This window comes from Mycobacteroides abscessus ATCC 19977, from assembly GCF_000069185.1.
GTDB classification, from domain to species: domain Bacteria; phylum Actinomycetota; class Actinomycetes; order Mycobacteriales; family Mycobacteriaceae; genus Mycobacterium; species Mycobacterium abscessus.
On sequence record NC_010397.1, the window covers coordinates 4722031 to 4748234 of the forward strand.

Here is a 26204-nt window from a genome sequence, read left to right on the forward strand (position 1 = left end):
TAGCTCGTAGGGCGGCATTTCCCAGCCATTTACCAGACAATGCCTCTAGGCTCGTCGCCGTGTGGCGGACCCGGAGGGAATTGGCCGACGGCCGGGAAATTCTCTATTTCGACTCCATCCCCACGGAGCGGGCCGCCGTGGATCGGCGCGATCTGCCGCCGGTTTCCACGCAATCCCAGATACGGTTCGACCCGCTGCTGGGCGATTGGGTCACCCTGGCCTCACACCGGCAGACGCGTACGTTTCTGCCGCCCACCGATCTCTGCCCGCTGTGTCCGTCCACACCGGAGCGTCCTACCGAGATACCCGAGCACGCCTACGAAGTGGTGGCGTTCGAGAACCGGTTTCCGTCGCTGTCGCTGCACGCACAGGCCGCCACGCCTCCGGCGGGCGCAGGCTTCGGACGATGCGAGGTGCTTTGCTTCACCAGCGAGCACGACACCTCTTTCGCGCAGCTGGAGCCGCGCCGCGCCCGCCTGATCGTTGATGTGTGGGCCGAGCGTACAAAGGAATTGAGTGCGATCGACGGGATTGAGCAGGTCCACTGCTTTGAGAACCACGGCGAGGAGATCGGCGTCACCCTGGCACATCCGCACGGACAGATCTACGCCTATCCGTTCATCACCGCCAAAACAGCCCGCGTCCTGTCCAACGTCGATACTCACCGAAAACAACACGGCACCAATCTTTTCGGGGAAATCCTTGCCGCCGAGCGGGCTACGGGCACCCGGGTTGTCACCGCGAACGACGAGTGGACGGCGTTCGTACCGTCCTTCGCCCGCTGGCCGTATGAGGTTTCGTTGTATCCGCACCGGCAGGTCGCCGATATCCCGGACCTCGACGACGCCGCCCGTTCCGCCTTTGCCGAGCTGTATCTCGATGTGCTCCAGCGCTTCGCGCGTCGCTTCGACAACCCGATGCCATACATCGCGTCCTGGAATCAGGCGCCCACCGTCGCGTCCGGCGCTATCCGCGACAACTGGTGGCTACACCTACAGGTGTTCTCGATTCAGCGTGCACCACGCAAGCTCAAATACCTGGCCGGATCCGAAAGCGGTATGGGAGCGTTCATCAGCGACACCACACCCGAACAGGTCGCGGCCGAACTTCGGGACGTCATATGACGGGGACGTGGTCGGCGCCCGGACGAGTGAACGTGATCGGCGAGCACACCGACTACAACGGTGGTCTGTCACTGCCCATCGCCATCCCCCAGCACGTCGACTGCACCCTGACGCCGCGTGACGACCAGACCGTACGCGTCACATCGCAACAGCACGGCCGAGACTGGGTCGAGGTACCGCTGGACCGGCTGGCCCACACCGATATCGTGAGCTGGGCGCGATACCCGCTCGGGGTCGTACACGAATTCGTCAAGCGCGGGAACGACATCCACGGTATGGATCTGCGCCTTGACGGCGACGTACCGGTCGGGGCCGGTTTGTCATCCTCGGCCGCCGTCGAGTGCGCGGTTGCGGCAGCCATCCGGGATACCTTCGCGACCGAACTCTCCGATTCCGAGCTGGTAGACATCACACATCGAGCCGAGAACGATTTCGTGGGTGCGCCGACAGGACTGCTCGACCAATCCGCATCGATCCTGTGCACCGCCGGGCATGCCCTGTTTCTCGACGCGGAAACCGGTGCACACACGCAGGTGCCCTTCGATCTGGCGGCGGCAGGACTTGAGCTCGTGGTCATCGACACCGGCACCCGGCACAACCACGTCACCAGCGAGTACGCCACCCGCCGTCAACAATGCCAGACCGCCGCGAGCCTCCTCGAGGTTCACTCGCTGAGCGCCGTCACCGATGCCGGAGTTCTCGATACCGTGGCTGATCCGATGCTCCGCGCACGTGCTCGGCACGTGGTGACGGAGAATGCGCGCGTACGCGAAGTGGTCGCAATACTTCAGAGTGGTCGGGATCCTCGCTCGATCGGCCCAATCCTGACGCGCGGACACGGCTCGCTGCGCGATGACTTCGCGGTGTCGACGCCGCAACTCGACGCTGCAGTCGAGGCCTCGTGCGATTCCGGCGCCCACGGTGCGCGGATGACGGGCGGTGGGTTCGGCGGCAGTGTCATCGCACTCGCCGAGGCCGATTCGTCGGCACGGATCGGTACGGCAGTGGCACAACACTTCTCCGCACAGCACTGGCCTATACCGCAAGTGTTCGTGGTTACACCCTCCGATGGTGCACGACGGATCCGATGACGGGTTCACTTCGCCTGGACGCCGGTCCCGTCGACTACGTGCTCATCGCCATCTACTTCGTCTTCGTTCTCGGCATCGGCCTACTCGCCCGCCGCGGCGTCTCTTCCAGCATCGATTTCTTCCTCTCGGGGCGTTCCCTACCGGCCTGGGTCACGGGTCTGGCCTTCGTATCGGCCAACTTGGGCGCGGTCGAGATCATGGGCATGTCCGCCAACGGGGCACAGTTCGGCATGGTTGGTATGCACTACTTCTGGATTGGTGCAGTGCCGGCCATACTGTTCCTGGGCATCGTCATGATGCCCTTCTTCTATGGCTCACAGGTGCGCAGCGTGCCCGAATATATGTTGCACCGCTTCGGAGTCGGTGCGCACCTGGTCAACGCCACAGGCTTCGCCGTCGCACAGGTACTCATCGCCGGAGTCAACCTGTATCTCCTGGGAACCATCGTAAATGTGCTGCTGGGCTGGCCGCTCTGGGTATCGGTCATCGCCGCGGCGGCGATCGTGTTGTGTTACATCACTCTTGGTGGTCTATCGGCGGCCATCTATAATGAGGTGTTGCAGTTCTTCGTCATCGTGGCGGCGCTCCTGCCACTCACCATCGTCGGCCTCCACCAGGTCGGCGGTTGGCAGGGATTGCAAGACAAGGTATCCGCCGGACAGATGTCATCCTGGCCCGGCAATGAACTCAGCGGATTCTCTGACAACCTGCTCTCTGTCATCGGCATCGTGTTCGGTCTCGGGTTCGTGCTCTCATTCGGCTACTGGACCACCAATTTTGTTGAGGTACAACGCGCACTCGCCTCCGAGTCATTGTCCGCCGCACGGCGCACCCCGATCATCGGCGCCTTCCCGAAGATGTTCATACCCTTCATCGTGGTGATCCCGGGGATGATCTGCGCGGTTCTGGTACCCCAGATGGTCGCCTATAAGGCAGGGCAACCCACCAGTGATCCCAATCTGACGTACAGCAACTCGCTGCTCTACCTGATGAAAGAGGTGCTACCGAATGGTGTTCTGGGCGTGGCCATCACCGGCCTACTTGCCTCCTTCATGGCCGGTATGGCCGCCAATGTCTCAGCCTTCAACACGGTTTTCAGCTACGACCTGTGGCAGCGTTACATCCGCAAGGACCGTCCCGACGGCTACTACTTGCGGATTGGCCGAATCGCCACTGTCGGAGCCACGGTCATCGCCATCGGTACCGCCTTCATCGCGGCCAATTACAACAACGTCATGAACTACCTTCAGACGCTGTTCGCATTCTTCAATGCGCCACTGTTCGCAACTTTTATCCTGGGCATGTTCTGGAGACGGATGACCGCAACCGCGGGCTGGGCTGGATTGGTATCCGGAACCTTTGCCGCCGTGGGCATATGGTCACTCTTTGAGACAGGCGTGTACACACTCGCCGGCCAGGGTTCCAACTTCATCGAGGCAGGTGTGGCCTTCACCGTGGACATCGTGGTGAGTGTTGCGGTGAGCTGGACCACGGAACCCAAGCCGGCCGCAGAGCTGGCGGGTCTGGTGTATTCGGAGACACCCCATGCCTTCTCCAGCGACGAGCCCGCATCGGGGTGGTTTCGTCAACCCGTCAAGTTGGCCATGACGGCACTGATACTGGTGGTGGCGCTGAACCTGATCTTCCACTGACGCGTCACCCACTCAGACTCCGGACAGCGCCCTTGTCGGCAGACGTGGCCATCGCGGCGTACGCGCGCAAGGCAGCAGAGACGTGGCGTTCGCGTGTGACAGGCCGATATCCGTTGCCCGATTCCAGGAGCGCTCGACGGCGCTGAAGCGTCTGAGGGTCAACCGCAACAACAATCGAGCGCCGGGCTATGTCGATGTTGATGATGTCGCCGTCCTCGACTAGCGCAATCGGGCCACCGGCTGCCGCCTCTGGCGAGATGTGGCCGATGGACAGCCCGGAAGTACCGCCCGAGAAGCGCCCGTCGGTGATGAGTGCGCAGCTCGCGCCTAGGCCGCGGCCCTTGAGAAAGGCTGTGGGATAGAGCATTTCCTGCATTCCCGGTCCGCCGCGCGGGCCTTCATAGCGGATCACCACCACATCGCCCGGACGCACACGGTCGTTCAAGATGGCTTCCACCGCTGCCTCTTGAGATTCGAGTACCACGGCGGGGCCGCTGAAAACACGGATCTTCTCGTCGACGCCCGCGGTCTTGACAATGCATCCGTTCGGGGCCAAATTGCCTGTGAGTACCGCGAGGCCACCGTCAGCGGAGTAGGCATGCTCGGTGTCGCGTATACAGCCGTTCTCAGCATCAAGGTCGAGAGTGTGCCAGCGCTGGGATTGGGAGAACGCTCGCGCAGACCGTTCACCTCCCGGGGCGGCGTGAAATAGCTCGATCGCCTCCGGCGAGGGCGCCGTGCCGCGTATGTCCCACTGTGTGAGCCATGTGGTCAGATCCGGTGCGTGCACGCTGTGAACATCGCGATGCAGCAGGCCCGCACGGTTCAGTTCACCTAATAACGCCGGGACTCCTCCGGCGCGGTGCACATCCTCGACCAGATAGGCACCGTTCGGAGCGACCTTGCTCAGGCACGGGACACGACGTGAGAGCGCATCGATGTCGGCGAGTGCGAAGTCCAGCTCGGCCTCATGGGCGGCTGCCAATAGATGCAGAACGGTGTTCGTCGAACCGCCCATGGCTATATCCATACACATCGCGTTCTCGAATGCCCGGCGTGACGCGATCTCTCGGGGCAACACGGTGGTGTCGTCGCTGCCGTAATAACGTTGCGCAAGTTCCACAATCAGACTTCCGGCTTGCTCGTACAGGCCGCGGCGAGCGGTATGGGTGGCAAGCGTGGTGCCGTTGCCCGGCGGTGCCAGTCCCAGCGCCTCGGTCAGACAGTTCATGGAATTGGCCGTAAACATCCCGGAGCACGATCCACATGTCGGGCAGGCCTGGTCCTCAATACGGGCCAGGTCCTCGTCAGAGACGGAATCGGACGCCGATTCGGCCACCGCGGTGATGAGCGTCATTCCGGTGCGTACAGTTCCGTCCCGCAACGTGGCACGCCCGCCCTCCATAGGCCCGCCGGAAACGAAGACCGCCGGGATGTTCAGACGCAATGCCGCCATCAGCATGCCCGGTGTGATCTTGTCGCAGTTGGAGATGCACACCAGGGCGTCGGCGCGATGTGCTTCCACCATGTACTCGATCGAGTCGGTGATCAGGTCGCGTGACGGGAGCGAATACAACATCCCTTCGTGTCCCATCGCGATGCCATCGTCCACGGCAATCGTGTTGAACTCCCGAGGTACCGCGCCCGCGGCTGCTATCGCCTCGCTGACTATGCGACCGACCGGCTGTAGATGAGTGTGTCCCGGGACGAACTCGGCGAAACTATTCGCAACTGCGACAATTGGTTTCCCGAAATCGGAGGCGGCCACCCCGGCCGCACGCAGTAGCGCGCGAGCGCCCGCCATGTTGCGGCCGTGCGTGACAGTTCGAGAGCGAAGTGCAGGCATGTCACCATTCGCTCACGGCACCACCCAGGTTGGAAGACGGCGCGGGTACTAGTAGTGGGACTACTAGGATCGACGCATGGCAGGGACGGACGAACGCCGCAGAGAACTCGGCGCGTTCTTGCGTGTCCGGCGGGAACATCTTGTGCGCGCGGACTATGGATTGCCTCCGGTAGGCCGCTCCCGCACCACCGGTCTGCGCCGCGAGGAGATCGCCTACCTGTCCGGTGTCAGTGTCACCTGGTACACGTGGCTTGAACAAGGGCGTGACATCAATCCCTCCCGCCAGGTCCTCGAGGCGATCGCCCTTGAGATGCGCCTGTCCGCGGCCGAGCGCACCTATCTGCTCGAACTCGCCGGATTTGCGCCATTGCCGCACAGTGCCACTCCCGACCCGGCTCCTGTGCCCGATCATCTTTTGCGGTTGGTCGAGAACCTGGTGCCCTCTCCCGCTTTTGTCGTGTCTGCCGACTGGAGCATCGGAGGATGGAACCGTGCCTACGAACTCCTGTACCCGGGCATCGCCTCGATCGTGCCGGCGGACCGAAATCTACTGCGGTTCATCTTTACCGACCCATATGTGCGGCAGATGCTGCCCGACTGGCCGATCACGAGCAGGCGGTTTCTTGCCGAATACCGTGCCGAGGCTGGTGCGCTGCTGGGAGACCCGAGACATCGCGCGCTCGTGGACCGGCTACAGCAGCAGAGCCCTGAATTCGCGCGGGCGTGGGCCGAGCACGAGGTCGGCCGGTTCACCTCACGCGAGCGACGGTTCCACCATCCCGAAGCGGGGGAGCTGATTTTCGAGCATCATCGATTGAGCCCGTCCGACCTTCCTGACCTCCACATTGTCATCTACTTGCCGCTGGACGGCACGAATACGCGGACCAAGCTGGAGGCTCTGCTGTCCGGTGGCCGCTGACCGAGTCAACGGCCGCCGCGGTACTTTGCCGACAGCACCGCAAGATGTTCGAGTGTGTCGTCCAAGGGAAGCACGTTGAAATCCGGCCCGAGCTGGTTGCAGGCCGAATCGAAGATGCCTTCGAGACTCGGTGCACCACTGGATATGCCACTGACGGCAGCGGTGTATCCACGCTCCACAAACGCCTGTGGGTGGTGCACCACGAGCACCGTGTCACCGATCGCGGGCATGGGATCGGCTCCGCCGAACACGCCGTGCGCGTCGACCATCTGGTTATAGAGGTACGGGATCCTGGTCCGCCGGGCAGTGTCCAGGTCGTGGCCCACTGCCGCCCACATGGGCTCGGGGTCATACAGATCCGATACAAAGCTGAACACTCCACCGGGGGTGTACACGTTGTCACCCCAGTAATGACTTACCTCGGTGACGACAACCTGGGCAGGGCCTTCCGCCATGTCTTGCTTGGCATGGAAGCCACCAGAGCCCGCCAACGACACACCGGGCTCCACCTCGGTGACACCGTAGCTGGCCAAGGTCGGAAAGGTACCCACATTTGCATTTCCCCCGACGTTGAGGTGCAAGTCCTCAAGCCCCAGTCGCTTTTCCAGGAGCTCCTTACCTCGCAGCATGGTAAAGAACGCGTCAGTCGGCCTGATGGCGGACGGGTCACCGGTCTCGCCATAACTTATCGCCGAGAACTGTGTGAGGCCGGCGATCTCGATTCCTGGCAGATCCAGCAGAGCACGCACACCCTCGACACAGGAGTCTTCCGTCCAGCCTCCCACCAGTCCCGCGAACGCGCCATCATCCGCCCCCACGATGGCACTGCCGGTAACAGCCTGATTGGTGACGCGCACATAGACACGTTGGCGTATACCCAGTTCACGCGCCGCATCGGAAACGCGTTGCGCTGCCTGGTGTGTATACACGGTAATGAATTCCGGCCGCATTGCCACCACGGCGGGAACTTGGGCCGCCGGAATGTTCTGAATGTGCCCGACGTTGCCGAGCGGGAAACCGTAGCGATGGATCCTATGCGCCTGCAACGTCTCGACCGCGCATGTGGACGGAATTCCCGCATCCAGGAGTACGCGAGTCATGAAGGGGTTCAACCCATTTTGTTTTGTCATGGCAAATACACGCAGACCGTGCGTGGCCGCGGCTTCTGCGGTCAACCGCGCGTTGCGGGCAATCATGTCCAGATCGATCAGCTGAGTAGCCGCCGGCAGCGCGCCGGATTGATGCAACTCGACGGCGGCGGCCAACATGCCGGGGTTGCGGTGGAAAGTACGCTCAAGCAACGTAGTCATGAAGATATCCTTCGATCGCACGGCGGGCTGAATATTCTTGTGCTCAAGGGTTTTCGCCATTGAGCACGGCGTCAGACGGCCGACGCTGAGCCCATGGCCGCACGGCCTCGAAGGCTGCCGCTAGCCGCAGCACGTCGGCGTCTGCCCGGAGGCGGCCCACAATCTGCAAGCCGACGGGCACGCCATTCCTGGTGAACCCGACCGGTATGGAAATCGCCGGATTCGTCGTCATATTGAACGGATAGGTGAGGACCCACCCCATCAGCCGTTCCAGTAGCGGAGCGCCGGCCAGCACGGCGGGGCAGAACTCGTCATGACCGAAGGCTTGTGCCGTGGTGACGGGCGTGACGAGAAAGTCGAACCGGCGCAGGAATTCGCGCAATGTGTCGACCATCTTTCCCCTCGCCGCGTCCGCGCGCTGAACCTGAACGGTGGTCAGCCGTGCGCCATCACGTATCACCTGGACAAGTTCCTGATCGACGTGGCCTGCCTGGTCATCCCAATTCGCGGCATCCAGTTTGCCCGCATAGACCGGCCCCCACACACCTTCCCACATGGTCTTGGCAGGGTCCGTCCAGTCCGGGCGATCCTCCTCAACGGTCCAGCCCATCTCGACAAAGGCGATGAGCGCTTCTTCACAGATTCCTTGAATCTCGCTATCGCACTTGGATATACCAAGGTCCGGTGACCACGCCATGCGCCCAGATTCGATCGGCTGGTCCAGTGCAGCGAGGTAATCGACTCCATCCGACGGCAACGATAACGGGTCCTCATCGTCAAAGCCGGCCATCGTGGTGAGCATCAGCGCAGCATCCGCCACCGTCCTTGTGATCGGGCCGTGGAAGGCAAAGGTGTGAAAACGGCCCGCAAGCCGGGTTTGGGGAATACGGCCGAGGGAAGGCTTGAATCCGACCACGCCATTGAGGGCCGCCGGGATCCGGATAGAGCCGCCGCCATCGGTTCCCTGTGCGAGCTGGCCCATACCTGCCGCCACCGCCGCTCCCGCACCACTACTAGAGCCACCCGCGGTCATTCCCGGATGCCAAGGATTGCGCGTGGAACCGTAGAGGTGATTGTCGGAGCTGGCCTTGTACCCGCCCTCCGCGATATTCGTCTTTCCCAGGAACAAGCCCCCGGATGCCCTCAACCGAGCGGACACCGGCTCGTCGCGGTCTGCGACCATATCCTTGAAGGCCACGACTCCTGAGGTGACCGGTGTTGCCGCAACTGCGCAAACCTCCTTGACACTGTACGGAATTCCGTACAGTGGAGGCAGAGTCGTGCGTTTGGTGAGGTCCTCGGTGAGCCTCCTGGCATCGCGCAGCACCTGCTCCGGGTTGTGAAAGACAAACGCGTTGAGCAACGGGTTGACCTTTTCGATCCGCCGCAGTACCGCGTCGGCGACCTCCATCGGCGTGATGTCGCGCGCAGCAATCCGTCGCGATAGCTCGACAGCTGTTGTCCAACATAGAGATTCGTCATCCGACATCGCTATATCTCCCGTCACTACGAGTGCTCAAGTCATTGCCAGGCGGCACTCACTGCCCGTGCAGCAGTTGGCTGCACGAGGAAAAGACCCCAGCATCAACGCATTCGCACATGCTGGAGCTGATCTGTCGCCAGTTCGACAGCGCGCCGCGTACTTCCGTCTACGATCGCGTCAAAGAGCCACTGGTGGTGTTCTTGGTCATGCGGACGCTCTGCGCTACCCGCCAACAAAGCCAGCATCGCCTCGCGCATCCGCACCGAGAACGAGTCGAACAGCTCGTCGAGTAGCGGATTGTGCACCGCGGCCACCACCGCCCGGTGGAACTCCAGGTCTGCGTCGACATATTCGATATCGTCCCCCGCGGATTCCGCTTTTGCCCGTGCCACCAGCGCTCGACGGATAGCCGCCACATCGCTGCGGTTCCGCCGTTCGGCGGCCAGCCCTGCCGCCTGCACTTCCAGCAGGCGCCGAATCTCTACCACGGCATCGATTTCGGCCGCTGCGAGCACCCGATCCCATTGCCCCAGGGGCCGATCCGATGTCACGAAAACGCCAGCTCCCTGGCGGGTCGAGACCAGCCCCTTGGTCTTGAGATCACGAATCGCCTCACGAACCGTTGCTCGGCTGACGCCAAATTCTTCGCAGAGGGCCACCTCTCCGGGCAGTTTGGCGCCGGTCGACCAGCGCCCGTCACCTATCTGCGCGGCCAAGATGTTGGCTACCTGCTCTGCCAGCGATTGCGAAGACAGCCTGGGGTGCATACCAAGAAGGTTACATGCTTACCAGGTTGTCAGACAACCTCCTCCCGCGTGCGGTGCCATGCGCGATGCGGCCAGCCCGATACACGATCGGCTCGTCCCATCTGCTGGCACAATGACAAGGAGCGACGATCTCCCACCGAAGGACCGCTATGCGCAGCGTTTTTGACATCCGCAATGTCATCGCTGCGCTACTGGGCAGCTTCGGCCTGATTCTCATCGGTGTTGGTATCCACGACGCGTCGGCGCACAACCTCGCCAAGGCGGGCGGCAACGTCAATCTGTGGACCGGCATCGCTCTGACCGTTGTCGCGGCCGCCTGCGTGGCGTGGGCGGTGCGGCGACCGATACAGGACGACACATCCGACGAGTCCTAGCTCCTCCAAATCTGCGGCCGATCGATGGCCCGCCGATCGATAACACGCTGGCCTTGCGCCGGAGACGAGCCGTGGTACCGTTTGGCACAAGTTCACATGTTTGTGCCAACGAGTCAGGGAGGTCGTCGTGGTCGATCAGAGTGCCCTCACGCTGGATGAAGGTTTACGCGAGGCAATCCCCATGCCCGTCGAGGACAAGCCTGACGAGCCGTCGTTGCGCCTAGGCGCGGATTCCCTGGTGTGGAAGTTCTACGGCGACATTCGCGGCGTGCTCGGATTCCAGCGGCTGGCAGGCACCGAGAACTGCATCGAACAGCTGGGTAAGGCGGTCGAAGACCATTCGGTGATCTTCACCGACACCATCGGCCGCGCCCGCCGCTCCGGCCCGCCCATCATGAAGACCATCTATTCGGCAGATCCGCAGAAGTGGGGCCGGATGGTGCGCGATTTCCATAAGCCGATCACCGGAACCATCAGTGACGGCACTCGCTACCATGCCCTCAATCCGGAGCTCTTCTATTGGGCTCATGCCACTTTCGTCGATCAGGTGCTCTACATCACCGACACCTTCATCCGTCGGCTCTCCTACGAGGAAAAAGTTCGGATCTTCGAAGAGAGCAAGGTCTGGTACAGCCTCTACGGCGTCAGCGCCCGCAATCAGCCGCAGACATACGACGAATTCGTCACCTACATGGAGAGCATGTTCGACCGGTTCGTCCCGACCAAGACCATTCTGTACGCGACCGGCTACATCCGTCAGGGCCTGCCCGGGCCACGGCAGATTCCCAGGCCGCTGTGGAAGGTGCTGTCGGCACCGTTGAATGCCTTCATCCGCACGGTCGTCGTCGGAACGCTGCCGCCACAAATGAAGGACGTCTGCCGCCTGCAGTGGAGCGACAAGAAGGAACGTAATTTCCGCCGGTTCGCGGCGTTGATGCGGGCGTTGAACCCCGTGTTCAACCGGCTCCCGGTGCGCTGGCTGTATCTGCCGTGGGCCGCCGAAGGCTGGAAGCGCGAGGGAGTGGACCCCCGGCCGCTACACAACCGGGTGGCATGACCACACTGTTGAGGGTGACGACCAGCGCGCCGCCCACAGACGCCGTCCTCGATGCCGCGCGCACCGAGTTCGAACGGCACGGGATGCGGCGGGCAAACATGGATGCCATCGCCCGACGGGCCGGGGTGAGTCGTCGTACCCTCTATCGCCGCTTTCCTACCAAGGAAGCACTGTTCGAGCATCTCATCGAGGCAGAGAGCATCACCGTCTTCGGCCAGCTCGCCGTCGCCGCCAATGGGCAGGACGCACCAGGCGCCATCGTTGAGTGCTTCACCCTGGCCATGCGATTGATCACCGAAAGTCGGTTGGCGGGCACCATCATCGAAAACGAGCCCGAGCTGGTCATCGGGCTCAACACCCCGTCCGGAGACAAAGCCATCGTGCGTGCCAGCGCACTGGTGGCCTCCAGCCTGCGACACAGCGGCGCCACGATGCCCGACGATGCCGTCCTCGCGGTATCGGAAATACTTGTGCGCCTTGTTGGTTCATTGCTGACTAATCGCGCCGGCGTTCTCGACATCACCGATACCGCCGCAGTCAGGCACTACGCCCAGACCTACCTGGCCCGTTTGGTGTGGTGAGCGGCCATCCGCCCGACAGTGCAGAAACTGACTAGGGGTCGGGATCTGACTAAACTGCCTGCATGGCTACCCGGCGGCAGATGTACGCAGAACAGACTCGTTCCGACCTTCTGGACTCCGCGCGCCGGCATTTCACCACCACCGGCTACAACAGCGTGACCGTCGACGACATCGTCAGCAGCATCGAGGTCAGCAAGGGCACGTTCTACTACCACTTCTCCGACAAGCAGGCGATGTTCACCGCCCTGCTCACCGAATGTCTCACCGAGACCGCCGACACTGTCACCACCGGCATCCGGCTGCTGGACAAGCCCGGCGCGAACGGACCGCAGGTCGCGGCGACGTCCGCGTGGGTCTACTTGTCCAGGTCTCTGCACGACAGGACATACCGGGAACTCATGCGCCAGGCTCCGATGGTGCTCGGCGAAGAGACTTATCGTCACATCGATGAGACCATCGTGTTGCCGCCGTTGGTCACACTGATGGATACCCTTGCTGCCCGTGGTGAGCTCAAGGCCGGCGTCCACACGCATATGGCCGCCCGCATGCTGATGACCATGTTCGTCACGGCCAACAGCATCATCGCCGAATCCGACGATCCCGCAACAACAATGACAGAAGTCGCCGACACGATCGCCACCATGTTCAGTGGGATCGTGCTCGGCGACGTCCCCCTGTCACGTGCGGCCGCTAACGGATAGTCAGGCCCAGCAGCGCCCGCTGAAAAGGGCGTACCGCGAATGCTGTCCAGCGCAACGGTAACCAACCGACCCATTTCGGCGTGACAGCCACGGTCCAACGTACCTGCACCTTGTTTCCCTCGGCAGCGAACTCCCATCGTTCGCCAAAGGCGTTGATCAGCAGCGGAATCGAAATACCCGTCCCAATCGTCACCAGCTTGCGACCCGCCTCGTTATGCACCGCCTTTTCGGTGAAGGCGAGCAGTGGCGTGCGGGTGACACCCCGGTCTGCCGACCAAACCGGGCCGGAGACAAAAGGAATCGAGTCCAGATAGCCACCCTCCGAGACCTGGGCCCACACCCGCTCGACAGGACCGGGCACGCTGATTTGTGCGGTTACCGCGAATGACGCCGCCTTGTCGAAGAAATCCGGGTCCGGCATGGTTACTCCGAAGCGGCGCGGCCCACCGTCGCCGGAAGCCAGGGCGAACAACACCGCCGCACCCAGCAAGGCTCCGATGGCCACGGCGCCCACGACGATCCCTACCAGCACGGGTGTGGACATACTCCTCCTTGAGTAAGAATCAGTTGCTAACTGACTCGTGAGTCAGTTAGCAAGCTAGACCACCTACCTGCGCTCACAGAAGGGCATCGCGGGAACTTAGTGACGGTGCCCAGCCCGGACACCAAATTCCTGGGGCCGACCCCCGCACCGCAACCCCTGCTAGTTCAATAACCGATCGCCCGCACGCAGCAAAGCGCTCGGGACTTCATGGCCGACCACCTCTTGCACTATCTGTGCGGCCGCTATCGCGGCATCGAGATTGATGTCGACGTTCACATCGCTATCCCGCAACAGGTAAGCGAGATCCTCGGTGGCGATATTGCCGGTCGCGCCCGGTGCGAAAGGACAACCGCCCAGCCCCCCAATCGACGAGTCGAGGCGCGTTACTCCGGATTGCACGGCGGCATACGCGCTGGCCAAGCCGGACCCACGGGTGTTGTGGAAATGTGCGCCCAGCGGTGCGTCGCCGATGATCGACCTTACAGCCGCAATCAGATTCGCCACACGACGCGGGGTGGCGGTGCCGATGGTATCGGCCAGGGCGTAGCGATCCGCACCCCAATCCCGAGCCCTCTGCATGATGTCCAGAACCCTCTTCTGGGCGGTCGGACCGTCGAAGGGGCAGTCCCAGGAACAGGCGACGATCACTTCCACCGTCGCGTCCGCACCACGTGCCAATGTCACGATCTCCTGGATACGTGCAATCGCCTCCGCGCTGCTGATTCCAACGTTGGCGCGGCTGTGTCCGTCCGCGGCCGAGACCACATACTCCAGCGAGGTAAACCCCGCCGCCAGCGCACGCTTGGCACCGTTGGGGCTGGCGACAAGTGCCGAGAACTCGATATCCGGATAGTGGTGCAACTGCGCCGCAAGCTCGGCGGCGTCGGCCAACGCCGGCATTTTGGTGGGTGACACAAATGCGGTGGCCTCGACCTCACGCACCCCTGTCGCCGCGACCGCCTCCAGCAGTTTGAGTTTATCCGCCAACGCGATAGGTGTCTCCAGTTGCAGGCCGTCCCGCAGCAACACCTCGCGGATGCTGACGTGCTCAGGCAGACTCATAGCACCCCTTCCGCCCGTAGCCGCTCGATATCTTGGGCGCTCTTGCCGAGCAGCCCCACATAGACGTCGTCGTTGTCTTGTCCCGGGCGTGCCGGTCCGGCATTTCGGACTCCGCCCGGCGACTCCGATAGCACCGGCACCACGCCCGGTCCCAGTACCGAGCGGCCGAGTCGTTCATCGAAGTGCTCGACGAGCATCTCCCGTGCCTTGAGCTGCGGGTCCTGCACCACATCGGCGACCGTGTTGATGGGACCGGCGATCACCCCGGCTGCGCTCAGCACATCGATGATGTCCGTGGGCAGCCGTTGTGCCGCCCACTGGGCGATTATCGCATCCAGATCGTCTTGATTACGTCCTCGGGCAACGTGATTGGCGAATCGCGCGTCGGAGCTGAGTTCGGGCCGGCCCATCGCCTCGCACAGCCTGCGGAAGACGGTGTCCTGGTTGGCGGCGATCACCACCCAACTACCGTCGGCGCTCTGGTAGATGTTCGACGGCGCGATGCCCTCCAATCGGGTCCCCGAAGGCCCCCGAACCACCCGACCTACGTCGTAGTCGGGGATGGTGGATTCCTGTACCGCCAAACAGCTCTCGGTCAGCGCCGCATCGACGACCTGGCCCCGTCCCGTGACGGTACGCCGGTACAGGGCGGCAAGCGCACCCTGGGCTGCGAACATACCCGCGAGGGTGTCGCCGATCGACAGCGCCATCCGGGGCGGCGGCCCGCCAGGAAATCCGTTGAGATGCCGCAGACCGCTGGCGGCCTCGGCGACCGACGCGTATCCGGCCTTGTGCGCGTCAGGACCGGTCTGCCCATAACCGGATACCCGAACCAGAATGATCCCCTTGTTTCGCTGCGCCAGGACGTCGTAGCCCAGACCCCACCGCTCCAGGGTGCCGGGCCGGAAATTCTCGACGATCACGTCCGACTTGTCGACGAGATCGAGAAACAGGGCCCGTCCCGCCTCGGTCCGCAGATCCAGCGTGATGGCCTTCTTATTGCGCGCGTGCACCGTCCAAAACACGTGATGTCCGTCGACCTCGGCCTGCCCCCATGTTCGTAGCGGATCCGGCGCCCCGGGCGGCTCGATCTTGAGCACCTCGGCCCCCATGTCTCCGAGTAGGCGACCAGCGAAAGGCCCGGCGATCAGGGTGCCCAGTTCCAGCACCCGGATCCCATCAAGAGCACCCGTCATCCCAGTGACGCTACCGGCGAACCAATTGGCCGTCGACATCGTGTAACCACCGGCGCTACTTCATTCCAGGACAGGCATCCGGCTGCCCTGGAAAGAAGTTTGGGGACGGGGCAACCGACGGTGATGACACAGCGTGATCCCACCACCCGGCGCGGCTTGCGGGCCGTATCGTCGGGCGGCGATCACTATGCGGACTGGCAGTCCGTGTACGAAGACAATGCCGTATGGATATACCGCACGATCTACGCACGGGTAGGCAACAAGCCCGACGCCGAGGACCTGACCGCCGAGGTCTTTCTTGCCGCGCTACGCCCGTTGCGCCTCACTGTCACCAAGGCCGAAGTGCGGGCCTATCTGCGAACGACGGCTCGTACCGTCCTCGCCGCACACTGGCGCGAGACACTGGGACGCGAGATCACCTCGATCCCCGACACGCAGGACATCGCCGACCAACCCCCCGAGGCCGATGAGCCCATCAGCACCGCCCCGGAACATGCCAGAGCAGTCTTGGCTGCCCTGCCGGAAAACTATCGTCGAATTCTGGAACTGCGCTTCCTGCAATGCTGTTCGATCAAGGAGTCAGCCGCGAGGATTGGTACCACCGTCGCCAACGCCAAGGTGCTGCAGCATCGGGCATTGCGCCTGGCCGCCCAGATCAACGACCAGGACGCGTCATGAACCCACGTGGGCTGCGCCGTTATGTCGACGACCTGCTCCGGGGGCGCCGACCCAAGTCCTTTCGCCCCGATGATTTTGAGGCGGCACAGATCCGTACCGCGATCGAGTTGCGCGCCAGTCGACCCGGTGACGACGCACCCAGCCAGGAGTTCCTCGCCGAGCTAGGGAGACGCCTCGCCGAGCAGATCAGCGATACGCCGGTGTCCTCCGCGCCGAGGCGGTGGCAAGCGCCACGGCGAACCGTTCTTGTTGGTACGTCGACCGCAGCAGCAGCGGCCGCGGTCGCCGTCACCGCGGACCATCTGATGACCCCAACACCGCAGACCGACACCCATCAGGCCCCCGGCGAGATCGTGCCTAATACGGGAAGCTGGCAGCGTGTGGCGGTCAGCAACGCCGTCCCGGACGGCGGGGTGCATCCCTTCGATCTCGGCTTCGTCAACGGATTCGTACGCCGGGTGGGCGGGCGGGTCGAGGCCGTATCCGGCGTCTGCACCCACCAGGGATGCAAGCTCTGGTTCGACGGTACGAACAACCGGCTGCAGTGCCCCTGCCACACCACATCGTTCACCACCGACGGACGCGTGATCACGCACCAGTTGCCCATCGCACCCAAACCGCTGCCCACATTGCAGGTGCGCGAGACCGAGGGGCACATCGAGGTGTTCGCACCCGATCGCCCGGTCTAGCGCGACTGTAACCACCGTCCCTATCTCTGTGCGGTAGTTCGCGACTGGCCGCGGACTCGTTCATGGAAGGGCCCCATGTATTTATCTTCGTTGTGCCACACCGCGCTCGCCGTGACCATACTGATCCCGCTGTCAGCGTGTTCTGGTGGAACAGCCACGACACCTGACGCGCCGCCGTCCATCACTGTGGCATCCGATGTCAGTGAGACACCTGGCATGCAAGGTCACGCCATGCCGAAAATGCCGGTCACGACATCGATGCCGACAGCTGCCGGCGCTCCTTCGTTACCGGTTCCAGCAGGCCCCGCTGTCAACATCGAAAATTTCGCTTTCAGTCCGCCCACCCTGACTGTGCCCGCGGGCACCACCGTCACCTGGACCAACAAAGACGAGGAGCCACATAACGTGGTCGCCGAGGACGGCGCGTTCCGGTCGCCCGGAATGGATGCCCAGGGCACGTTCTCACATCAATTCACCAAGGCCGGTACCTACACGTACGTGTGCGGGATTCACCCGTTCATGAAAGCGACGGTGGTGGTGCGATGACGGGGGAACAAGACCCCAACAGCATGTCGCGGCGTGAGCTGATCCGGCACACCGCCTGGTTCGGTGCCGCTGTTGCACTGACAGTGACTGGCGGAGAGGTGATCTCGCATGTGGCGGGCTCCGCCGCGGCGGCCGCTCCTGCGCGCCCCGCGCTGCGCTTCGCCCAGATCAGTGACAGCCGCCTCGGATTCACCGGCACCGCCAACGCGAACGTGGTCGATTCGTTCGGTCATGCGATCAATCAGATCAACAATCTGGGCTACACCCCCGATTTCGTAATCCATACCGGCGATCTCACTCATGTGGCTACCGGCGCGCAGTTCGATCAGGCCAAGCAGATGATGTCCGGACTGAGCACTCCACACGTGTTCACCGTGCCGGGAGAACATGATTCAATCGATGATGCCGGACGAAAGTATCGCAGCGTGTTCGGTGGCGGCACCCGCGGCGACGGATGGTACAGCTTCGACATCGCCGGCGTGCATGTCATCGCATTGGTCAATACTCTCAACCTGAAGAAGCTAGGGCACCTGGGCAACGATCAGCTGGAGTTCATTGAAAAGGACCTTGCGCCAGTCTCTTCGGACACACCGATCGTCGTGTTCAGCCACATTCCCCTATTTGCCATGTATCCCGAATGGGGTTGGGGTACTGATGATTCCGCGCAGGCGCTGAGCTATATGAAGCGATTCGCTTCAGTGACATGCCTGAACGGCCATGTGCACCAGCTATTCACCAAGACGGAGGGAAACATCACCTTCTACAGCGGGACCACCACGGCCTATCCCCTGCCCAAACCCGGCGACGGTCCGGCTCCCAAACCAGTGACCCTGCCCGCAGGGCGATTGCACGACAGCCTCGGCATCCGCGAGGTGAGCTACCTGAGGGGCACTCAGCCCCTGGCCCTCAAGGAGGACAGACTGACATGAACACCGCTTATCGCATCGCTCTCACGGTATCACTGGCCGTCAGCGGATACACCCACTCACACTTGTATATCGTTGGCTACCAATATATTCCGTCGATCGGTCCCGCCTTCCTGGTTCAGGCCGGCGCCTTCTTCGCGATGTCCGTCCTGATCATTGTGGGTGCACCGAATTGGATGGTCACGGCAGCGGGCCTGGGCTCGGCCGGCACACTCGTCGCATTCGCACTGTCGCGCACCATCGGCCTATTCGGTTTCTCCGAACACGGCTGGGATCCAGCTCCGTACGCGATGCTCAGCGTGCTGACAGAACTGGCCGCCGTCGCCCTGGCGAGTGTCCTACTTGCCAAACACGTACGGCGGCCAGTCCCCGCGACCCCGACGTCCCGGGCGGAGTCGCTACCGCAACAGTGACTACTTGGTGGTGTAGCCGCCGTTGATCAAGATGGTCTGTCCGGTGATCCACCAACCATCGCTGACGAGGAACCTGATGAAGGGGGCGATGTCCTCGATATCGGTGAGTCCGGTCTTGGAGAACGGCGAGAGTGCCGCGGCCGTCTTGTGGTACGCCACCGCGTCCTCGCCTTCGGCGGGGTAGAAGAACGGCGTGTCCATGGGGCCGGGGCCCACCGCCGTGACCGAAATGCCACGTTCCCCGTATTCCTTCGAAGCGGCACGGGTGAAGTGTTCGACCGGGGCCTTCGTTCCCGCATAGGCGGCGTAGAACGGAGTGTAGGCACCCAGCAGCGATGTCACGAGCGTCACGATCTTGCCGTTGTCGTTGACGTGTTTACCCGCCTCCTTGAGGAACAGGAAGGCCGACTTGGCGTTGACGGCACTGGCGGAGTCGTACTCCTCCTCGGTGATTTCGGTAAACGGCTTCTTGATGACCTTGCCGACCGTGTTGATGGCGATGTCGGGACGCCCCACCGCAGCGACGGTATCGGCAAATAGTTTGCTTACCGCATCTCCGGTGGTCAGGTCACCCTGGAATGCGACCGCCTTTGCCCCAGCCGCCTGTACCGCAGCCACGGTTTCTTCCGCGGCATCCTTGCTGGAAGGACTGTTGTAGTGAATCGCGATCGCCCCGGCCCCGTTCGCGGCGAGATCTCGGGCGATGAGGCCACCCAGATTCTTGCCGCCACCTGTGATGAGTACCGTTTTACCATTTAGCGAATGATCTGTCACTCGAATATCTCCCTTGTTGGTGCGTGACCCCGTCGTGACGAGTGGACTACATGGTCGCCCACGTCTCCCTACAAAATCGTAGGTTCAGTAAGCACAAGAGAAAACCACATTATTCTTGTACAAACACAAGTAGGAGTTGTTATTGCAGATGAGCGCGACACCCGAGGGCAGTTCGCTAGCCGACTTGCTGGACTCGCGGCGATTGTTTCAGTTCGTCGTCGCCGCAGAAGCGCCGACGCTTGCCGCCGCCGCTGCCGACCTCTTCATCACCCAGCAGGCGCTGTCGTCGGCGATACGCCAACTGGAACGCGACCTCGGCGTCGAGCTCTTTTCGCGCGCACAACGCAGTCTGCAGCTCACCGATGCCGGCCACGAGCTGTACACCGGGGCTAAGCCACTTCTGGCCGGTATACGCGTGTTGGCCAATGCAACCCGCAATATTTCGAATCCACAACGGGCCTTCGTCATCGGGCATTCGCCGGCAATCTCCGGCGAGGAGGTCTACCGCATCATCGAGCCGATCGTCGTCGCCGATCCCACAGCGTCGATCACCGTCCGACAGGTCTTCCCCAGCACGATGCGTGACGGCCTGCTCGACGGCTCGCTTGACCTGGCGCTACGCCGCGGAGTTGATATGCCCGCCGACCTGGCCACCGACACTCTGCTGTACCAGCCGCTGCGTATCGCCGTCGTGCAATCCCACCCGCTCGCCGCGCAGGATTATGTCGATATCGGCGAGATCGCCGAGCACCCGATCGTGGTGTGGGCTCCGCCGCGACATTCGTTCTATACAGACTTGCTGGTTTCACATTGTCGCAGAAGCGGTTTCGAACCACGACTGCTGATCAATCCGGTGCAGGGCACGCCGCCCCACACGGCGGTGCTTGCGCACCCGGATCATTGCGCGTTCGTCACAGACGATCCGGGAAACGTTTACCATCGCAAGGTTCGGGTGATCGAAATCGCCAATCCGCCCTTGGTTCCCGTGCAGGCCGTGTGGTTGCCCCATTCGGTGTCGGCCATCCGCACCAAACTGTTCGCCGCCGTCCGGGAATCAGGTGTTGTCAGCACACCACCACGGACGGAAGATGGAACTATCCCAGGACGCTCCCATGTCGGATACACATCGGATGTTCAGTGATCGCCAGGACGCCGGCCGCGTACTGGCAGGCATGCTTGCGCCCCGCAAGCTACGCAGCATCGTGGTCCTGGCGCTGCCGCGCGGCGGGATACCGGTGGGGCGGGAAATCGCGACGGCCCTGAACGCCCCGCTGGCGGTACTGGTCGTGCGCAAGCTCGGAGTGCCCGGACACGAGGAATACGCAATGGGAGCCATCGCCAGCGGCGGCGAGGTGATCCTGGACGACGACATCGTGCGCAGCATGGGCGTCACCCCGATACAACTCGACGAGGTCACCGATCGCGAACGGCGCGAGCTGGCCCGCCGCGAGCGTATCTACCTAGCCCACCGCAGCGTCGAGATAAGGGACAAAACAGTCATTTTGGTCGACGACGGCATCGCGACCGGCGCGACGATGCGTGTGGCGCTGCTGACCGTCAAGAGGGCATCACCTGCGCGAGTGGTGGCGGCGGTCCCCGTGGCCCCACGATCGGCGGTCGGCCGGTTCGGTTCTCTCGTGGACGATTTTGTGGTGGCGACGTGCCCGTCCCGGTTTCAAGCGGTGGGCGATGCCTACCGGGACTTTCACCAGATCTCCGACCGGGAAGTCCGGGAGCTGCTGTCAGCGCCGGTGATCCGATAGCACCGCACGTACAGTCAGGCGCCTACGGTGGGGTATGCGTGTACTTGCGGTGACGCCTCTCTATGCCATGTTCCTTGCCTGGGGCGGCATACATGGCATCGATACACCACGAGCCGTTGCCGGTACCTCCAGTACCGCCGCGACGGAAGTGCCGCCCAGTTCTTTGTCATCAGATTTCGAGAACGACCCCCGAATAGTCGACAGCCGTCCCATAACCTTCCAAACCTGGAGCCGCACCCCGAGCGGCGATGCGGTGCTTGTGTACTTCACCACTGGCACCCCGCAATGCCATGGCGTACACGCGACCGTTCACGAGACCGACGACGCGATTGAAATCGCGTTGCGCGGCGGTACCCCGCCTGATGCTGTCGGCAAGATGTGCACGATGATCGCAGTACAAGGCAGTCTCCTAGTGCCGCTGGAGAATCCGCTCGCCGAACGGCGTGTACTCAGCGTGGTGTGACGGCGGCACTTGGCCAGGCAGGGTTCTCGTGTTGTTTCCTGTCCAGCAATGTTCCATGGCTAGCTTCCAGCCATGGACATGGGTCTGGCGCCCGCGGACGTCATGGATCCGATGTACTGGCTGGGTGAGGGCGGCCTGTTCGGCGGTGCAGTCCTGGCCGGCGTCATGGTCATCGTTTTTATCGAGACCGGACTACTGTTTCCATTCCTGCCTGGCGACACCTTGTTGTTCTCAGCAGGACTGATCGCCGCGCAGCCCAATTCTCCGGTCGCCATCCAGGTCCTGGCGCCCTGCGCCGCGCTGGCGGCGCTGTTGGGCAGCCAATGCGGGTACTTCATCGGACGTCGGCTCGGCCCGGCACTATTCAAGAAGGAAGACGCGCGCTTCTTCAAGCAGCGATATCTGACGGTCTCCCGCGAGTTCTTCGACAAGCACGGGCCCAAGACACTGCTTATCGCGCAATTCATCGGCGTGGTGCGAACCTTCACTCCCGTCATCGCCGGCATGTCAGGTATGCGTTACCCAACATTCCTGCTGTACAACGCTATTGGCAGTGCCGCATGGGGCACCGGGCTGACCGTGGTCGGATACTTCCTGGGCAACATCGCATTCGTTGGCGAGCACCTGGACATCATCATCCTGGTCATCGCCATCTTGTCTACGCTGCCCGCCGCCGCAACGGCAGCAAAGGTGTACCTGGAGAAGCGCCGCGCTGTCACCGAGAACGGTTGATCATCAGGACCCCGTACTTTGGCGGTCATAGTGTCGCTTGACCCGCGCCCGGTTGCCGCACTTCGGCGTGCACCATTCCCGCCGCGGATGCTCCTTGACGAAGTAGAGCACACAGCGCGGCGCCAGGCAGGCTCGCAGCTGATGCCGAGGCGGGCCACCGAAGAAGTCGATTGCCTGACGCGCGATCAAACCGACGGCCAACCGCGCCTGGGATCCGCGCACCGCCGCCGCTCGGATCGGCTCTCCGTCCGCGGGCCACACCAACTCCGCCCGGGCATCGGCGAGCGCGTTAATGGTCGCGACAGCCTGCGTGTGGGTCATCCGGGATGTCGCCGGACGTGGATCCTCGGTGATCTCGGCGGCCAAGCTCCGCAGCGCGTCTCGTAGCGCCCTGAGGTCACGGGCGACAAGTCTCGCGTCCTCCGGAGAGAAGGCGATGGTGTGTGCTCCCGATTCGGCCAAGATCCGGTCCGCCATCGCCATGAGCCATTCATAGACGGATTCGTCGCTGTCCAGCGCGTCTCGGAGATCTCCCCGCCCGCCGCGAATGGTGTTCATGAGCTCCACGGGAAGCGGTTCACCCAATACGGCGGCGATCGTGCCCGCCGTGCTCGTACCCATCCCCCAACTCTAACTTTTCTAATGGATAGCGCCAGTTGTAACCATGTGGTCTATCTAACAGTGGAGGCGGAAATACCCACTAATGGATACACGTTGCCGTAAGCGTTAGCACTTCGTTTTGCTCTACCTCATGAAAAAGGAAACTGCCATGTACACCCCTCGCGCCTCCTTCACTCGATCAGTCATCCGGTCGGCAGTTTCGTTCCTGGTCGCACTCGCCGCGCTCGCCGCCATGGCGGTGGCCTCCTTCACCTCCTCCGCACAGGCCGCCGCGGCCGGCGGCGGCGGATCGTCGGCATCGGACACTGTGGACAAGTTGCAGGCGCAGGGTTACACGGTCCAGCTGAATGGAATTCCGACGGCACCGTTGTCTGAGTGCGTGGTGACGGGGATCGAAGGGCTGCGCGGCGCGACCGCCTTCTCAACGGTGTACGTCGACATCTCGTGCCCCTCGTACAACTAACCCATCTCACGCCAACACGGAGCCGTGCGGCCATGTGACCGCGCGGCTCCGTGTTGGCGTATTCGACTGTCTTGCAATATCGAACGACTCGCCTGCCGGATCTATTCCGCACCGGACGGACTGCTTTATCACAGGCATTTACGGATGGCAACAGATGCCACTCGCGTTGTAGGAGGCATCGCAGGAAGATCTTAAAAGTATTGGAGCACAGACAAAATGACTGCCATCACCGCCAATTCGCAGGCAATCTCCACCAGCGTTCGCCGCGTTGTCGCAGCGGCCGGCATTGGTCTGGCGATCCTGGTTCCCACCTATGCCGCAATCGAACTGACCACCGCGCCCACGTCTTCCCTGGCCGCGGGCGCCGGCAACAACGGCAACGGGGGCGGCAATCGGGACCACGCGCGGTTGGGCACCGGCCAGTACACGATGAACAACTCGGGGCCTCAGATGCGCTACACCCCGCCTCCCAGCGGCCAGTACATCGGCGGCATCAACTAGGGCGGAACAACGAAGGGCTGCTTCCGGATTGGCTTCGGAAGCAGCCCTTCGTCTGTGAACGAATACCGAATGCCTAAGGCAGGATCGAGTCCACGTAACCGCCGTCAGCCCGCACCGCGGCGCCGGTGGTGGCAGAAGCCAGCGGGGAACTGAGGTAGACCACCAGGTTTGCGATCTCCGCCGGCTCGATCAGGCGCTGCACCAGCGATTGGGGCCGGTGCCTTTTCATGAATTCGCGCTGTGCCTCATCCCAGGGCAGCGACTTGTCGACGAGCTGGTAGACAAAGTCCTCCACCCCAGCGGTGTGGGTCGGGCCGGCGATCACCGAATTGATCGTGACACCTGAGCCGGCCGCGTCCTTCGCGAATCCGCGTGTCACCCCGAGCAGTGCAGTCTTCGACACGCCGTAGTGGATCATCTCCTGCGGAATGACAATCGCCGAGTCGCTCGCAATCTGAATGATGCGGCCCCATCCGGCCCCGATCATCGCCGGCAGGTACGCACGGATAAGGCGCACAGCGGAGAGCACATTGACTTCGAAATAGTTCCGCCATTGCTCATCGGTGATCTCTCGCGCCGGGGTGGCGCCGAAAATGCCCAGATTGTTGATCAAAATGTCCACTTCGGGGAGCTGCTTGAGAAGCCGCTCGACACCGTCAGCGGTCGAAACGTCGGCAGCAACACCACTAACGCTGCCATGTTGAAGACCGACCTCGGCGACCGCCGCGTCGACCCTTTCCTGCGATCGCCCGTTGACCACAGCACGCGCGCCACTAGCCGCGAGCTGACGCACGATCTCCAGTCCTATGCCCTGCGTAGATCCCGTTACTAGCGCTGTCTTACCCGTCAGGTCAATGTTCACGTATCCATTGAAGACCTTCCGCCCCTGACTTCATTCCCCAGGTGGGGCAGGTCACGCCCGGGCGGCTGCTCCACTGAAGGTGATTGGCCTAAAGGTCATACCCGCGACGGAAAATCCTCAACTGGACTTGAGGTCAACCCGTCGCACACGAACGGACCGCATCCGGGGTCCGACCCCGGATGCGGCCGCGCGCCGATTAGTTCGAGCAGCAGCATCCGCCCTGTTGTGCTCCGGCCAGCTCGTCCGAGACCGTCGGCACGGCGCCATCCGGGCGCCAGTCGAACGGGAAATGCTTGCTCGAGCCACCACTGTGTTCATGCGACCATTCGAACCCGACCGAATGATCCTTCTTCACCACTCCCCATGTCGCGATCTGCCCCGGACCCACCTCCGCACCCGGCGCGTTCGCGGTCGTGACCCGGCGATTGGGATCGGCGGTCGGACCTGTCAACGCCTCGACATGCAGATCGACCTTCCCTGGAATCTCCGCGCTCCAGCTCGCAAGGTCCTCTGCCTTGTCGAACTTGATCGGCACGTATTCGATACCGCGTAGCTCCTCGATAAGGCTTGCGAACTCGGCTGGCCAGCCACCTTCTTTACCGGTGAAGATGCGTTCGAGCGCCACCCGCTGGCGGGCGTCTGCGTCCTCGTCGATGTAAAACATCAGTTTCATCGTCGCATCGGGATCTCCAATCCACATGTTGCCCTGGAACTCGCCTTGAGCGACCACACCCAGACCGCTCAAATCGACATCGCCCCAATGCCCCTCACTGACATGCCACACCAAGGTGAACAGGCAGTCGCCGTGAGTTGGCGCCTGCGCGAAGCTACATGGGCACGGCAGCTTGCAACTGCACACATCGAACCAATCGCCCTTGAGATTCCAGTCGTAGGTTTCCGTCGCTGACATTTGTCCATTCCTTTCCATACCCCCCAGGGGTACTAGCGGTCCCAACGTAGCAGCAGCGTGCGCACCCTGACAAGTACCCCACGGGGGTATATTCGGAAGCGCCGGATGCTCCTCTCCGATCGATGGATATAGATAGGCGTTGATATAGATAGGCGT

Annotated in this window: 30 protein-coding genes; 19 read left to right on the forward strand and 11 right to left on the reverse strand. The window is 62.6% G+C overall.

Annotation, left to right across the window (positions count from 1 at the left end; all coding sequences use genetic code 11):
• Positions 1-80: 80 nt before the first annotated feature.
• From galT to MAB_RS23480, 3 genes are read left to right on the forward strand one after another with little or no spacing between them, the layout of a single operon-like run.
• Positions 81-1124, forward strand: coding sequence for a galactose-1-phosphate uridylyltransferase (galT, locus tag MAB_RS23470; protein WP_005089640.1), 1044 nt, complete (start codon positions 81-83; stop codon positions 1122-1124).
• Positions 1121-2215 carry a galactokinase gene (gene galK, locus MAB_RS23475; RefSeq protein WP_012296776.1) on the forward strand — a complete coding sequence of 365 codons (1095 nt, stop codon included), beginning with the start codon at positions 1121-1123 and terminating at the stop codon, positions 2213-2215. Before galT ends, galK begins: the two co-directional genes overlap by 4 nt.
• Entirely contained in the window at positions 2212-3867 is a 1656-nt protein-coding gene (locus MAB_RS23480; protein WP_005112533.1) for a sodium:solute symporter family protein, read from the forward strand. The genes galK and MAB_RS23480 overlap by 4 nt, the downstream gene beginning before the upstream one ends.
• Positions 3868-3871: 4 nt before the next feature.
• On the opposite strand, the gene ilvD is transcribed toward MAB_RS23480, so the two are convergent.
• The gene (gene ilvD / locus MAB_RS23485) at positions 3872-5713 is read right to left on the reverse strand and encodes a dihydroxy-acid dehydratase (protein WP_074243998.1); all 1842 of its coding nucleotides are present in this window, start codon (positions 5711-5713) and stop codon (positions 3872-3874) included.
• Between the two features lie 76 nt (positions 5714-5789).
• Here ilvD and MAB_RS23490 point away from each other — a divergent pair, with 76 nt between their 5' ends.
• The gene (locus MAB_RS23490) at positions 5790-6632 is read left to right on the forward strand and encodes a helix-turn-helix transcriptional regulator (protein WP_005112538.1); all 843 of its coding nucleotides are present in this window, start codon (positions 5790-5792) and stop codon (positions 6630-6632) included.
• Positions 6633-6637: 5 nt separating this feature from the next.
• Here MAB_RS23490 and MAB_RS23495 read toward each other — a convergent pair whose 3' ends face one another.
• The 3 genes from MAB_RS23495 to MAB_RS23505 all read right to left on the reverse strand — a co-directional run bounded on the left by MAB_RS23495 (position 6638) and on the right by MAB_RS23505 (position 10192).
• Complete coding sequence (locus tag MAB_RS23495; RefSeq protein ID WP_005112540.1) at positions 6638-8002, reverse strand: alanine racemase; 1365 nt, start codon at positions 8000-8002, stop codon at positions 6638-6640.
• Positions 7986-9431 (reverse strand): amidase, encoded by a 1446-nt coding sequence (locus MAB_RS23500; protein WP_005112543.1) that lies wholly within the window; start codon positions 9429-9431, stop codon positions 7986-7988. The genes MAB_RS23495 and MAB_RS23500 overlap by 17 nt, the downstream gene beginning before the upstream one ends.
• A 95-nt stretch (positions 9432-9526) precedes the next feature.
• Positions 9527-10192 carry a FadR/GntR family transcriptional regulator gene (locus MAB_RS23505; RefSeq protein ID WP_005079711.1) on the reverse strand — a complete coding sequence of 222 codons (666 nt, stop codon included), beginning with the start codon at positions 10190-10192 and terminating at the stop codon, positions 9527-9529.
• Between the two features lie 149 nt (positions 10193-10341).
• On the opposite strand from MAB_RS23505, the gene MAB_RS23510 reads away from it, so the two are divergent.
• From MAB_RS23510 to MAB_RS23525, 4 genes are all read left to right on the forward strand, one after another.
• The gene (locus MAB_RS23510) at positions 10342-10566 is read left to right on the forward strand and encodes a hypothetical protein (RefSeq protein WP_005089652.1); all 225 of its coding nucleotides are present in this window, start codon (positions 10342-10344) and stop codon (positions 10564-10566) included.
• Positions 10567-10693: 127 nt separating this feature from the next.
• A complete protein-coding gene (locus MAB_RS23515) occupies positions 10694-11623 on the forward strand; it encodes an oxygenase MpaB family protein (RefSeq protein ID WP_005079707.1) in 930 nt (309 codons plus the stop codon).
• Positions 11620-12204, forward strand: coding sequence for a TetR/AcrR family transcriptional regulator (locus MAB_RS23520; protein ID WP_005079706.1), 585 nt, complete (start codon positions 11620-11622; stop codon positions 12202-12204). The genes MAB_RS23515 and MAB_RS23520 overlap by 4 nt, the downstream gene beginning before the upstream one ends.
• Before the next feature lie 80 nt (positions 12205-12284).
• Positions 12285-12905 carry a TetR/AcrR family transcriptional regulator gene (locus MAB_RS23525; RefSeq protein ID WP_005078842.1) on the forward strand — a complete coding sequence of 207 codons (621 nt, stop codon included), beginning with the start codon at positions 12285-12287 and terminating at the stop codon, positions 12903-12905.
• Here the strand turns inward: MAB_RS23525 and MAB_RS23530 are convergent.
• The 3 genes from MAB_RS23530 to MAB_RS23540 form a co-directional block, all read right to left on the reverse strand.
• On the reverse strand, positions 12895-13449 hold the full coding sequence (locus MAB_RS23530; RefSeq protein ID WP_005112546.1) for an SRPBCC family protein: 555 nt from the start codon (positions 13447-13449) through the stop codon (positions 12895-12897). The two genes, MAB_RS23525 and MAB_RS23530, sit on opposite strands and share 11 nt — an antisense overlap.
• Before the next feature lie 159 nt (positions 13450-13608).
• On the reverse strand, positions 13609-14511 hold the full coding sequence (locus MAB_RS23535; RefSeq protein WP_005089659.1) for a hydroxymethylglutaryl-CoA lyase: 903 nt from the start codon (positions 14509-14511) through the stop codon (positions 13609-13611).
• On the reverse strand, positions 14508-15707 hold the full coding sequence (locus tag MAB_RS23540) for a CaiB/BaiF CoA transferase family protein (protein WP_005095590.1): 1200 nt from the start codon (positions 15705-15707) through the stop codon (positions 14508-14510). The genes MAB_RS23535 and MAB_RS23540 overlap by 4 nt, the downstream gene beginning before the upstream one ends.
• A 123-nt stretch (positions 15708-15830) precedes the next feature.
• On the opposite strand from MAB_RS23540, the gene MAB_RS23545 reads away from it, so the two are divergent.
• The 5 genes from MAB_RS23545 (at position 15831) to MAB_RS23565 (ending at position 18959) form a co-directional block, all read left to right on the forward strand.
• Positions 15831-16385 (forward strand): RNA polymerase sigma factor, encoded by a 555-nt coding sequence (locus MAB_RS23545; RefSeq protein ID WP_005112549.1) that lies wholly within the window; start codon positions 15831-15833, stop codon positions 16383-16385.
• Positions 16382-17074: a QcrA and Rieske domain-containing protein gene (locus MAB_RS23550; RefSeq protein ID WP_005079697.1), complete on the forward strand. Its 693-nt coding sequence runs from the start codon at positions 16382-16384 to the stop codon at positions 17072-17074. The genes MAB_RS23545 and MAB_RS23550 overlap by 4 nt, the downstream gene beginning before the upstream one ends.
• A 351-nt stretch (positions 17075-17425) precedes the next feature.
• A complete protein-coding gene (locus MAB_RS25225) occupies positions 17426-17620 on the forward strand; it encodes a plastocyanin/azurin family copper-binding protein (protein ID WP_005112551.1) in 195 nt (64 codons plus the stop codon).
• Positions 17617-18549 (forward strand): metallophosphoesterase family protein, encoded by a 933-nt coding sequence (locus MAB_RS23560; RefSeq protein WP_005112553.1) that lies wholly within the window; start codon positions 17617-17619, stop codon positions 18547-18549. Before MAB_RS25225 ends, MAB_RS23560 begins: the two co-directional genes overlap by 4 nt.
• Positions 18546-18959, forward strand: coding sequence for a hypothetical protein (locus tag MAB_RS23565; protein WP_005112554.1), 414 nt, complete (start codon positions 18546-18548; stop codon positions 18957-18959). The genes MAB_RS23560 and MAB_RS23565 overlap by 4 nt, the downstream gene beginning before the upstream one ends.
• On the opposite strand, the gene MAB_RS23570 is transcribed toward MAB_RS23565, so the two are convergent.
• Complete coding sequence (locus MAB_RS23570) at positions 18960-19733, reverse strand: SDR family oxidoreductase (RefSeq protein ID WP_005079692.1); 774 nt, start codon at positions 19731-19733, stop codon at positions 18960-18962.
• 148 nt (positions 19734-19881) lie between these two features.
• On the opposite strand from MAB_RS23570, the gene MAB_RS23575 reads away from it, so the two are divergent.
• The 4 genes from MAB_RS23575 (at position 19882) to MAB_RS23590 (ending at position 22691) form a co-directional block, all read left to right on the forward strand.
• A complete protein-coding gene (locus tag MAB_RS23575) occupies positions 19882-20874 on the forward strand; it encodes a LysR family transcriptional regulator (RefSeq protein WP_005079691.1) in 993 nt (330 codons plus the stop codon).
• Positions 20864-21496: a phosphoribosyltransferase gene (locus tag MAB_RS23580; RefSeq protein ID WP_005112558.1), complete on the forward strand. Its 633-nt coding sequence runs from the start codon at positions 20864-20866 to the stop codon at positions 21494-21496. The genes MAB_RS23575 and MAB_RS23580 overlap by 11 nt, the downstream gene beginning before the upstream one ends.
• Before the next feature lie 34 nt (positions 21497-21530).
• Entirely contained in the window at positions 21531-21959 is a 429-nt protein-coding gene (locus tag MAB_RS23585; protein WP_005112559.1) for a hypothetical protein, read from the forward strand.
• Between the two features lie 72 nt (positions 21960-22031).
• Positions 22032-22691: a DedA family protein gene (locus tag MAB_RS23590; protein WP_005079688.1), complete on the forward strand. Its 660-nt coding sequence runs from the start codon at positions 22032-22034 to the stop codon at positions 22689-22691.
• A 3-nt stretch (positions 22692-22694) separates the two neighbouring features.
• Here MAB_RS23590 and MAB_RS23595 read toward each other — a convergent pair whose 3' ends face one another.
• On the reverse strand, positions 22695-23312 hold the full coding sequence (locus MAB_RS23595; protein WP_005079687.1) for a CGNR zinc finger domain-containing protein: 618 nt from the start codon (positions 23310-23312) through the stop codon (positions 22695-22697).
• A 148-nt stretch (positions 23313-23460) separates the two neighbouring features.
• Between MAB_RS23595 and MAB_RS23600 the strand changes: the two genes are divergently transcribed.
• Positions 23461-23775 carry a hypothetical protein gene (locus MAB_RS23600; protein ID WP_005079686.1) on the forward strand — a complete coding sequence of 105 codons (315 nt, stop codon included), beginning with the start codon at positions 23461-23463 and terminating at the stop codon, positions 23773-23775.
• Between the two features lie 216 nt (positions 23776-23991).
• Entirely contained in the window at positions 23992-24276 is a 285-nt protein-coding gene (locus MAB_RS23605; protein ID WP_005079685.1) for a hypothetical protein, read from the forward strand.
• A gap of 73 nt (positions 24277-24349) precedes the next feature.
• Here MAB_RS23605 and MAB_RS23610 read toward each other — a convergent pair whose 3' ends face one another.
• Complete coding sequence (locus MAB_RS23610; protein ID WP_005079683.1) at positions 24350-25138, reverse strand: SDR family NAD(P)-dependent oxidoreductase; 789 nt, start codon at positions 25136-25138, stop codon at positions 24350-24352.
• Between the two features lie 196 nt (positions 25139-25334).
• Complete coding sequence (locus MAB_RS23615; protein WP_005063881.1) at positions 25335-26048, reverse strand: DUF1326 domain-containing protein; 714 nt, start codon at positions 26046-26048, stop codon at positions 25335-25337.
• Positions 26049-26204 lie beyond the last annotated feature (156 nt).

What these genes read in the sequence shown, in the direction of transcription:
- galK (WP_012296776.1), top strand. Translation starts at nt 1,121, where the DNA reads ATGACGGGGACGTGGTCGGCGCCCGGACGAGTGAACGTGATCGGCGAG.
- MAB_RS23480 (WP_005112533.1), top strand. Translation starts at nt 2,212, where the DNA reads ATGACGGGTTCACTTCGCCTGGACGCCGGTCCCGTCGACTACGTGCTC.
- ilvD (WP_074243998.1), bottom strand. Translation starts at nt 5,713, where the DNA reads ATGCCTGCACTTCGCTCTCGAACTGTCACGCACGGCCGCAACATGGCG.
- MAB_RS23490 (WP_005112538.1), top strand. Translation starts at nt 5,790, where the DNA reads ATGGCAGGGACGGACGAACGCCGCAGAGAACTCGGCGCGTTCTTGCGT.
- MAB_RS23495 (WP_005112540.1), bottom strand. Translation starts at nt 8,002, where the DNA reads ATGGCGAAAACCCTTGAGCACAAGAATATTCAGCCCGCCGTGCGATCG.
- MAB_RS23500 (WP_005112543.1), bottom strand. Translation starts at nt 9,431, where the DNA reads ATGTCGGATGACGAATCTCTATGTTGGACAACAGCTGTCGAGCTATCG.
- MAB_RS23505 (WP_005079711.1), bottom strand. Translation starts at nt 10,192, where the DNA reads ATGCACCCCAGGCTGTCTTCGCAATCGCTGGCAGAGCAGGTAGCCAAC.
- MAB_RS23510 (WP_005089652.1), top strand. Translation starts at nt 10,342, where the DNA reads ATGCGCAGCGTTTTTGACATCCGCAATGTCATCGCTGCGCTACTGGGC.
- MAB_RS23520 (WP_005079706.1), top strand. Translation starts at nt 11,620, where the DNA reads ATGACCACACTGTTGAGGGTGACGACCAGCGCGCCGCCCACAGACGCC.
- MAB_RS23525 (WP_005078842.1), top strand. Translation starts at nt 12,285, where the DNA reads ATGTACGCAGAACAGACTCGTTCCGACCTTCTGGACTCCGCGCGCCGG.
- MAB_RS23530 (WP_005112546.1), bottom strand. Translation starts at nt 13,449, where the DNA reads ATGTCCACACCCGTGCTGGTAGGGATCGTCGTGGGCGCCGTGGCCATC.
- MAB_RS23535 (WP_005089659.1), bottom strand. Translation starts at nt 14,511, where the DNA reads ATGAGTCTGCCTGAGCACGTCAGCATCCGCGAGGTGTTGCTGCGGGAC.
- MAB_RS23540 (WP_005095590.1), bottom strand. Translation starts at nt 15,707, where the DNA reads ATGACGGGTGCTCTTGATGGGATCCGGGTGCTGGAACTGGGCACCCTG.
- MAB_RS23545 (WP_005112549.1), top strand. Translation starts at nt 15,831, where the DNA reads ATGACACAGCGTGATCCCACCACCCGGCGCGGCTTGCGGGCCGTATCG.
- MAB_RS23550 (WP_005079697.1), top strand. Translation starts at nt 16,382, where the DNA reads ATGAACCCACGTGGGCTGCGCCGTTATGTCGACGACCTGCTCCGGGGG.
- MAB_RS23560 (WP_005112553.1), top strand. Translation starts at nt 17,617, where the DNA reads ATGACGGGGGAACAAGACCCCAACAGCATGTCGCGGCGTGAGCTGATC.
- MAB_RS23565 (WP_005112554.1), top strand. Translation starts at nt 18,546, where the DNA reads ATGAACACCGCTTATCGCATCGCTCTCACGGTATCACTGGCCGTCAGC.
- MAB_RS23575 (WP_005079691.1), top strand. Translation starts at nt 19,882, where the DNA reads ATGAGCGCGACACCCGAGGGCAGTTCGCTAGCCGACTTGCTGGACTCG.
- MAB_RS23580 (WP_005112558.1), top strand. Translation starts at nt 20,864, where the DNA reads ATGTTCAGTGATCGCCAGGACGCCGGCCGCGTACTGGCAGGCATGCTT.
- MAB_RS23585 (WP_005112559.1), top strand. Translation starts at nt 21,531, where the DNA reads ATGCGTGTACTTGCGGTGACGCCTCTCTATGCCATGTTCCTTGCCTGG.
- MAB_RS23590 (WP_005079688.1), top strand. Translation starts at nt 22,032, where the DNA reads ATGGACATGGGTCTGGCGCCCGCGGACGTCATGGATCCGATGTACTGG.
- MAB_RS23595 (WP_005079687.1), bottom strand. Translation starts at nt 23,312, where the DNA reads ATGGGTACGAGCACGGCGGGCACGATCGCCGCCGTATTGGGTGAACCG.
- MAB_RS23600 (WP_005079686.1), top strand. Translation starts at nt 23,461, where the DNA reads ATGTACACCCCTCGCGCCTCCTTCACTCGATCAGTCATCCGGTCGGCA.
- MAB_RS23605 (WP_005079685.1), top strand. Translation starts at nt 23,992, where the DNA reads ATGACTGCCATCACCGCCAATTCGCAGGCAATCTCCACCAGCGTTCGC.
- MAB_RS23615 (WP_005063881.1), bottom strand. Translation starts at nt 26,048, where the DNA reads ATGTCAGCGACGGAAACCTACGACTGGAATCTCAAGGGCGATTGGTTC.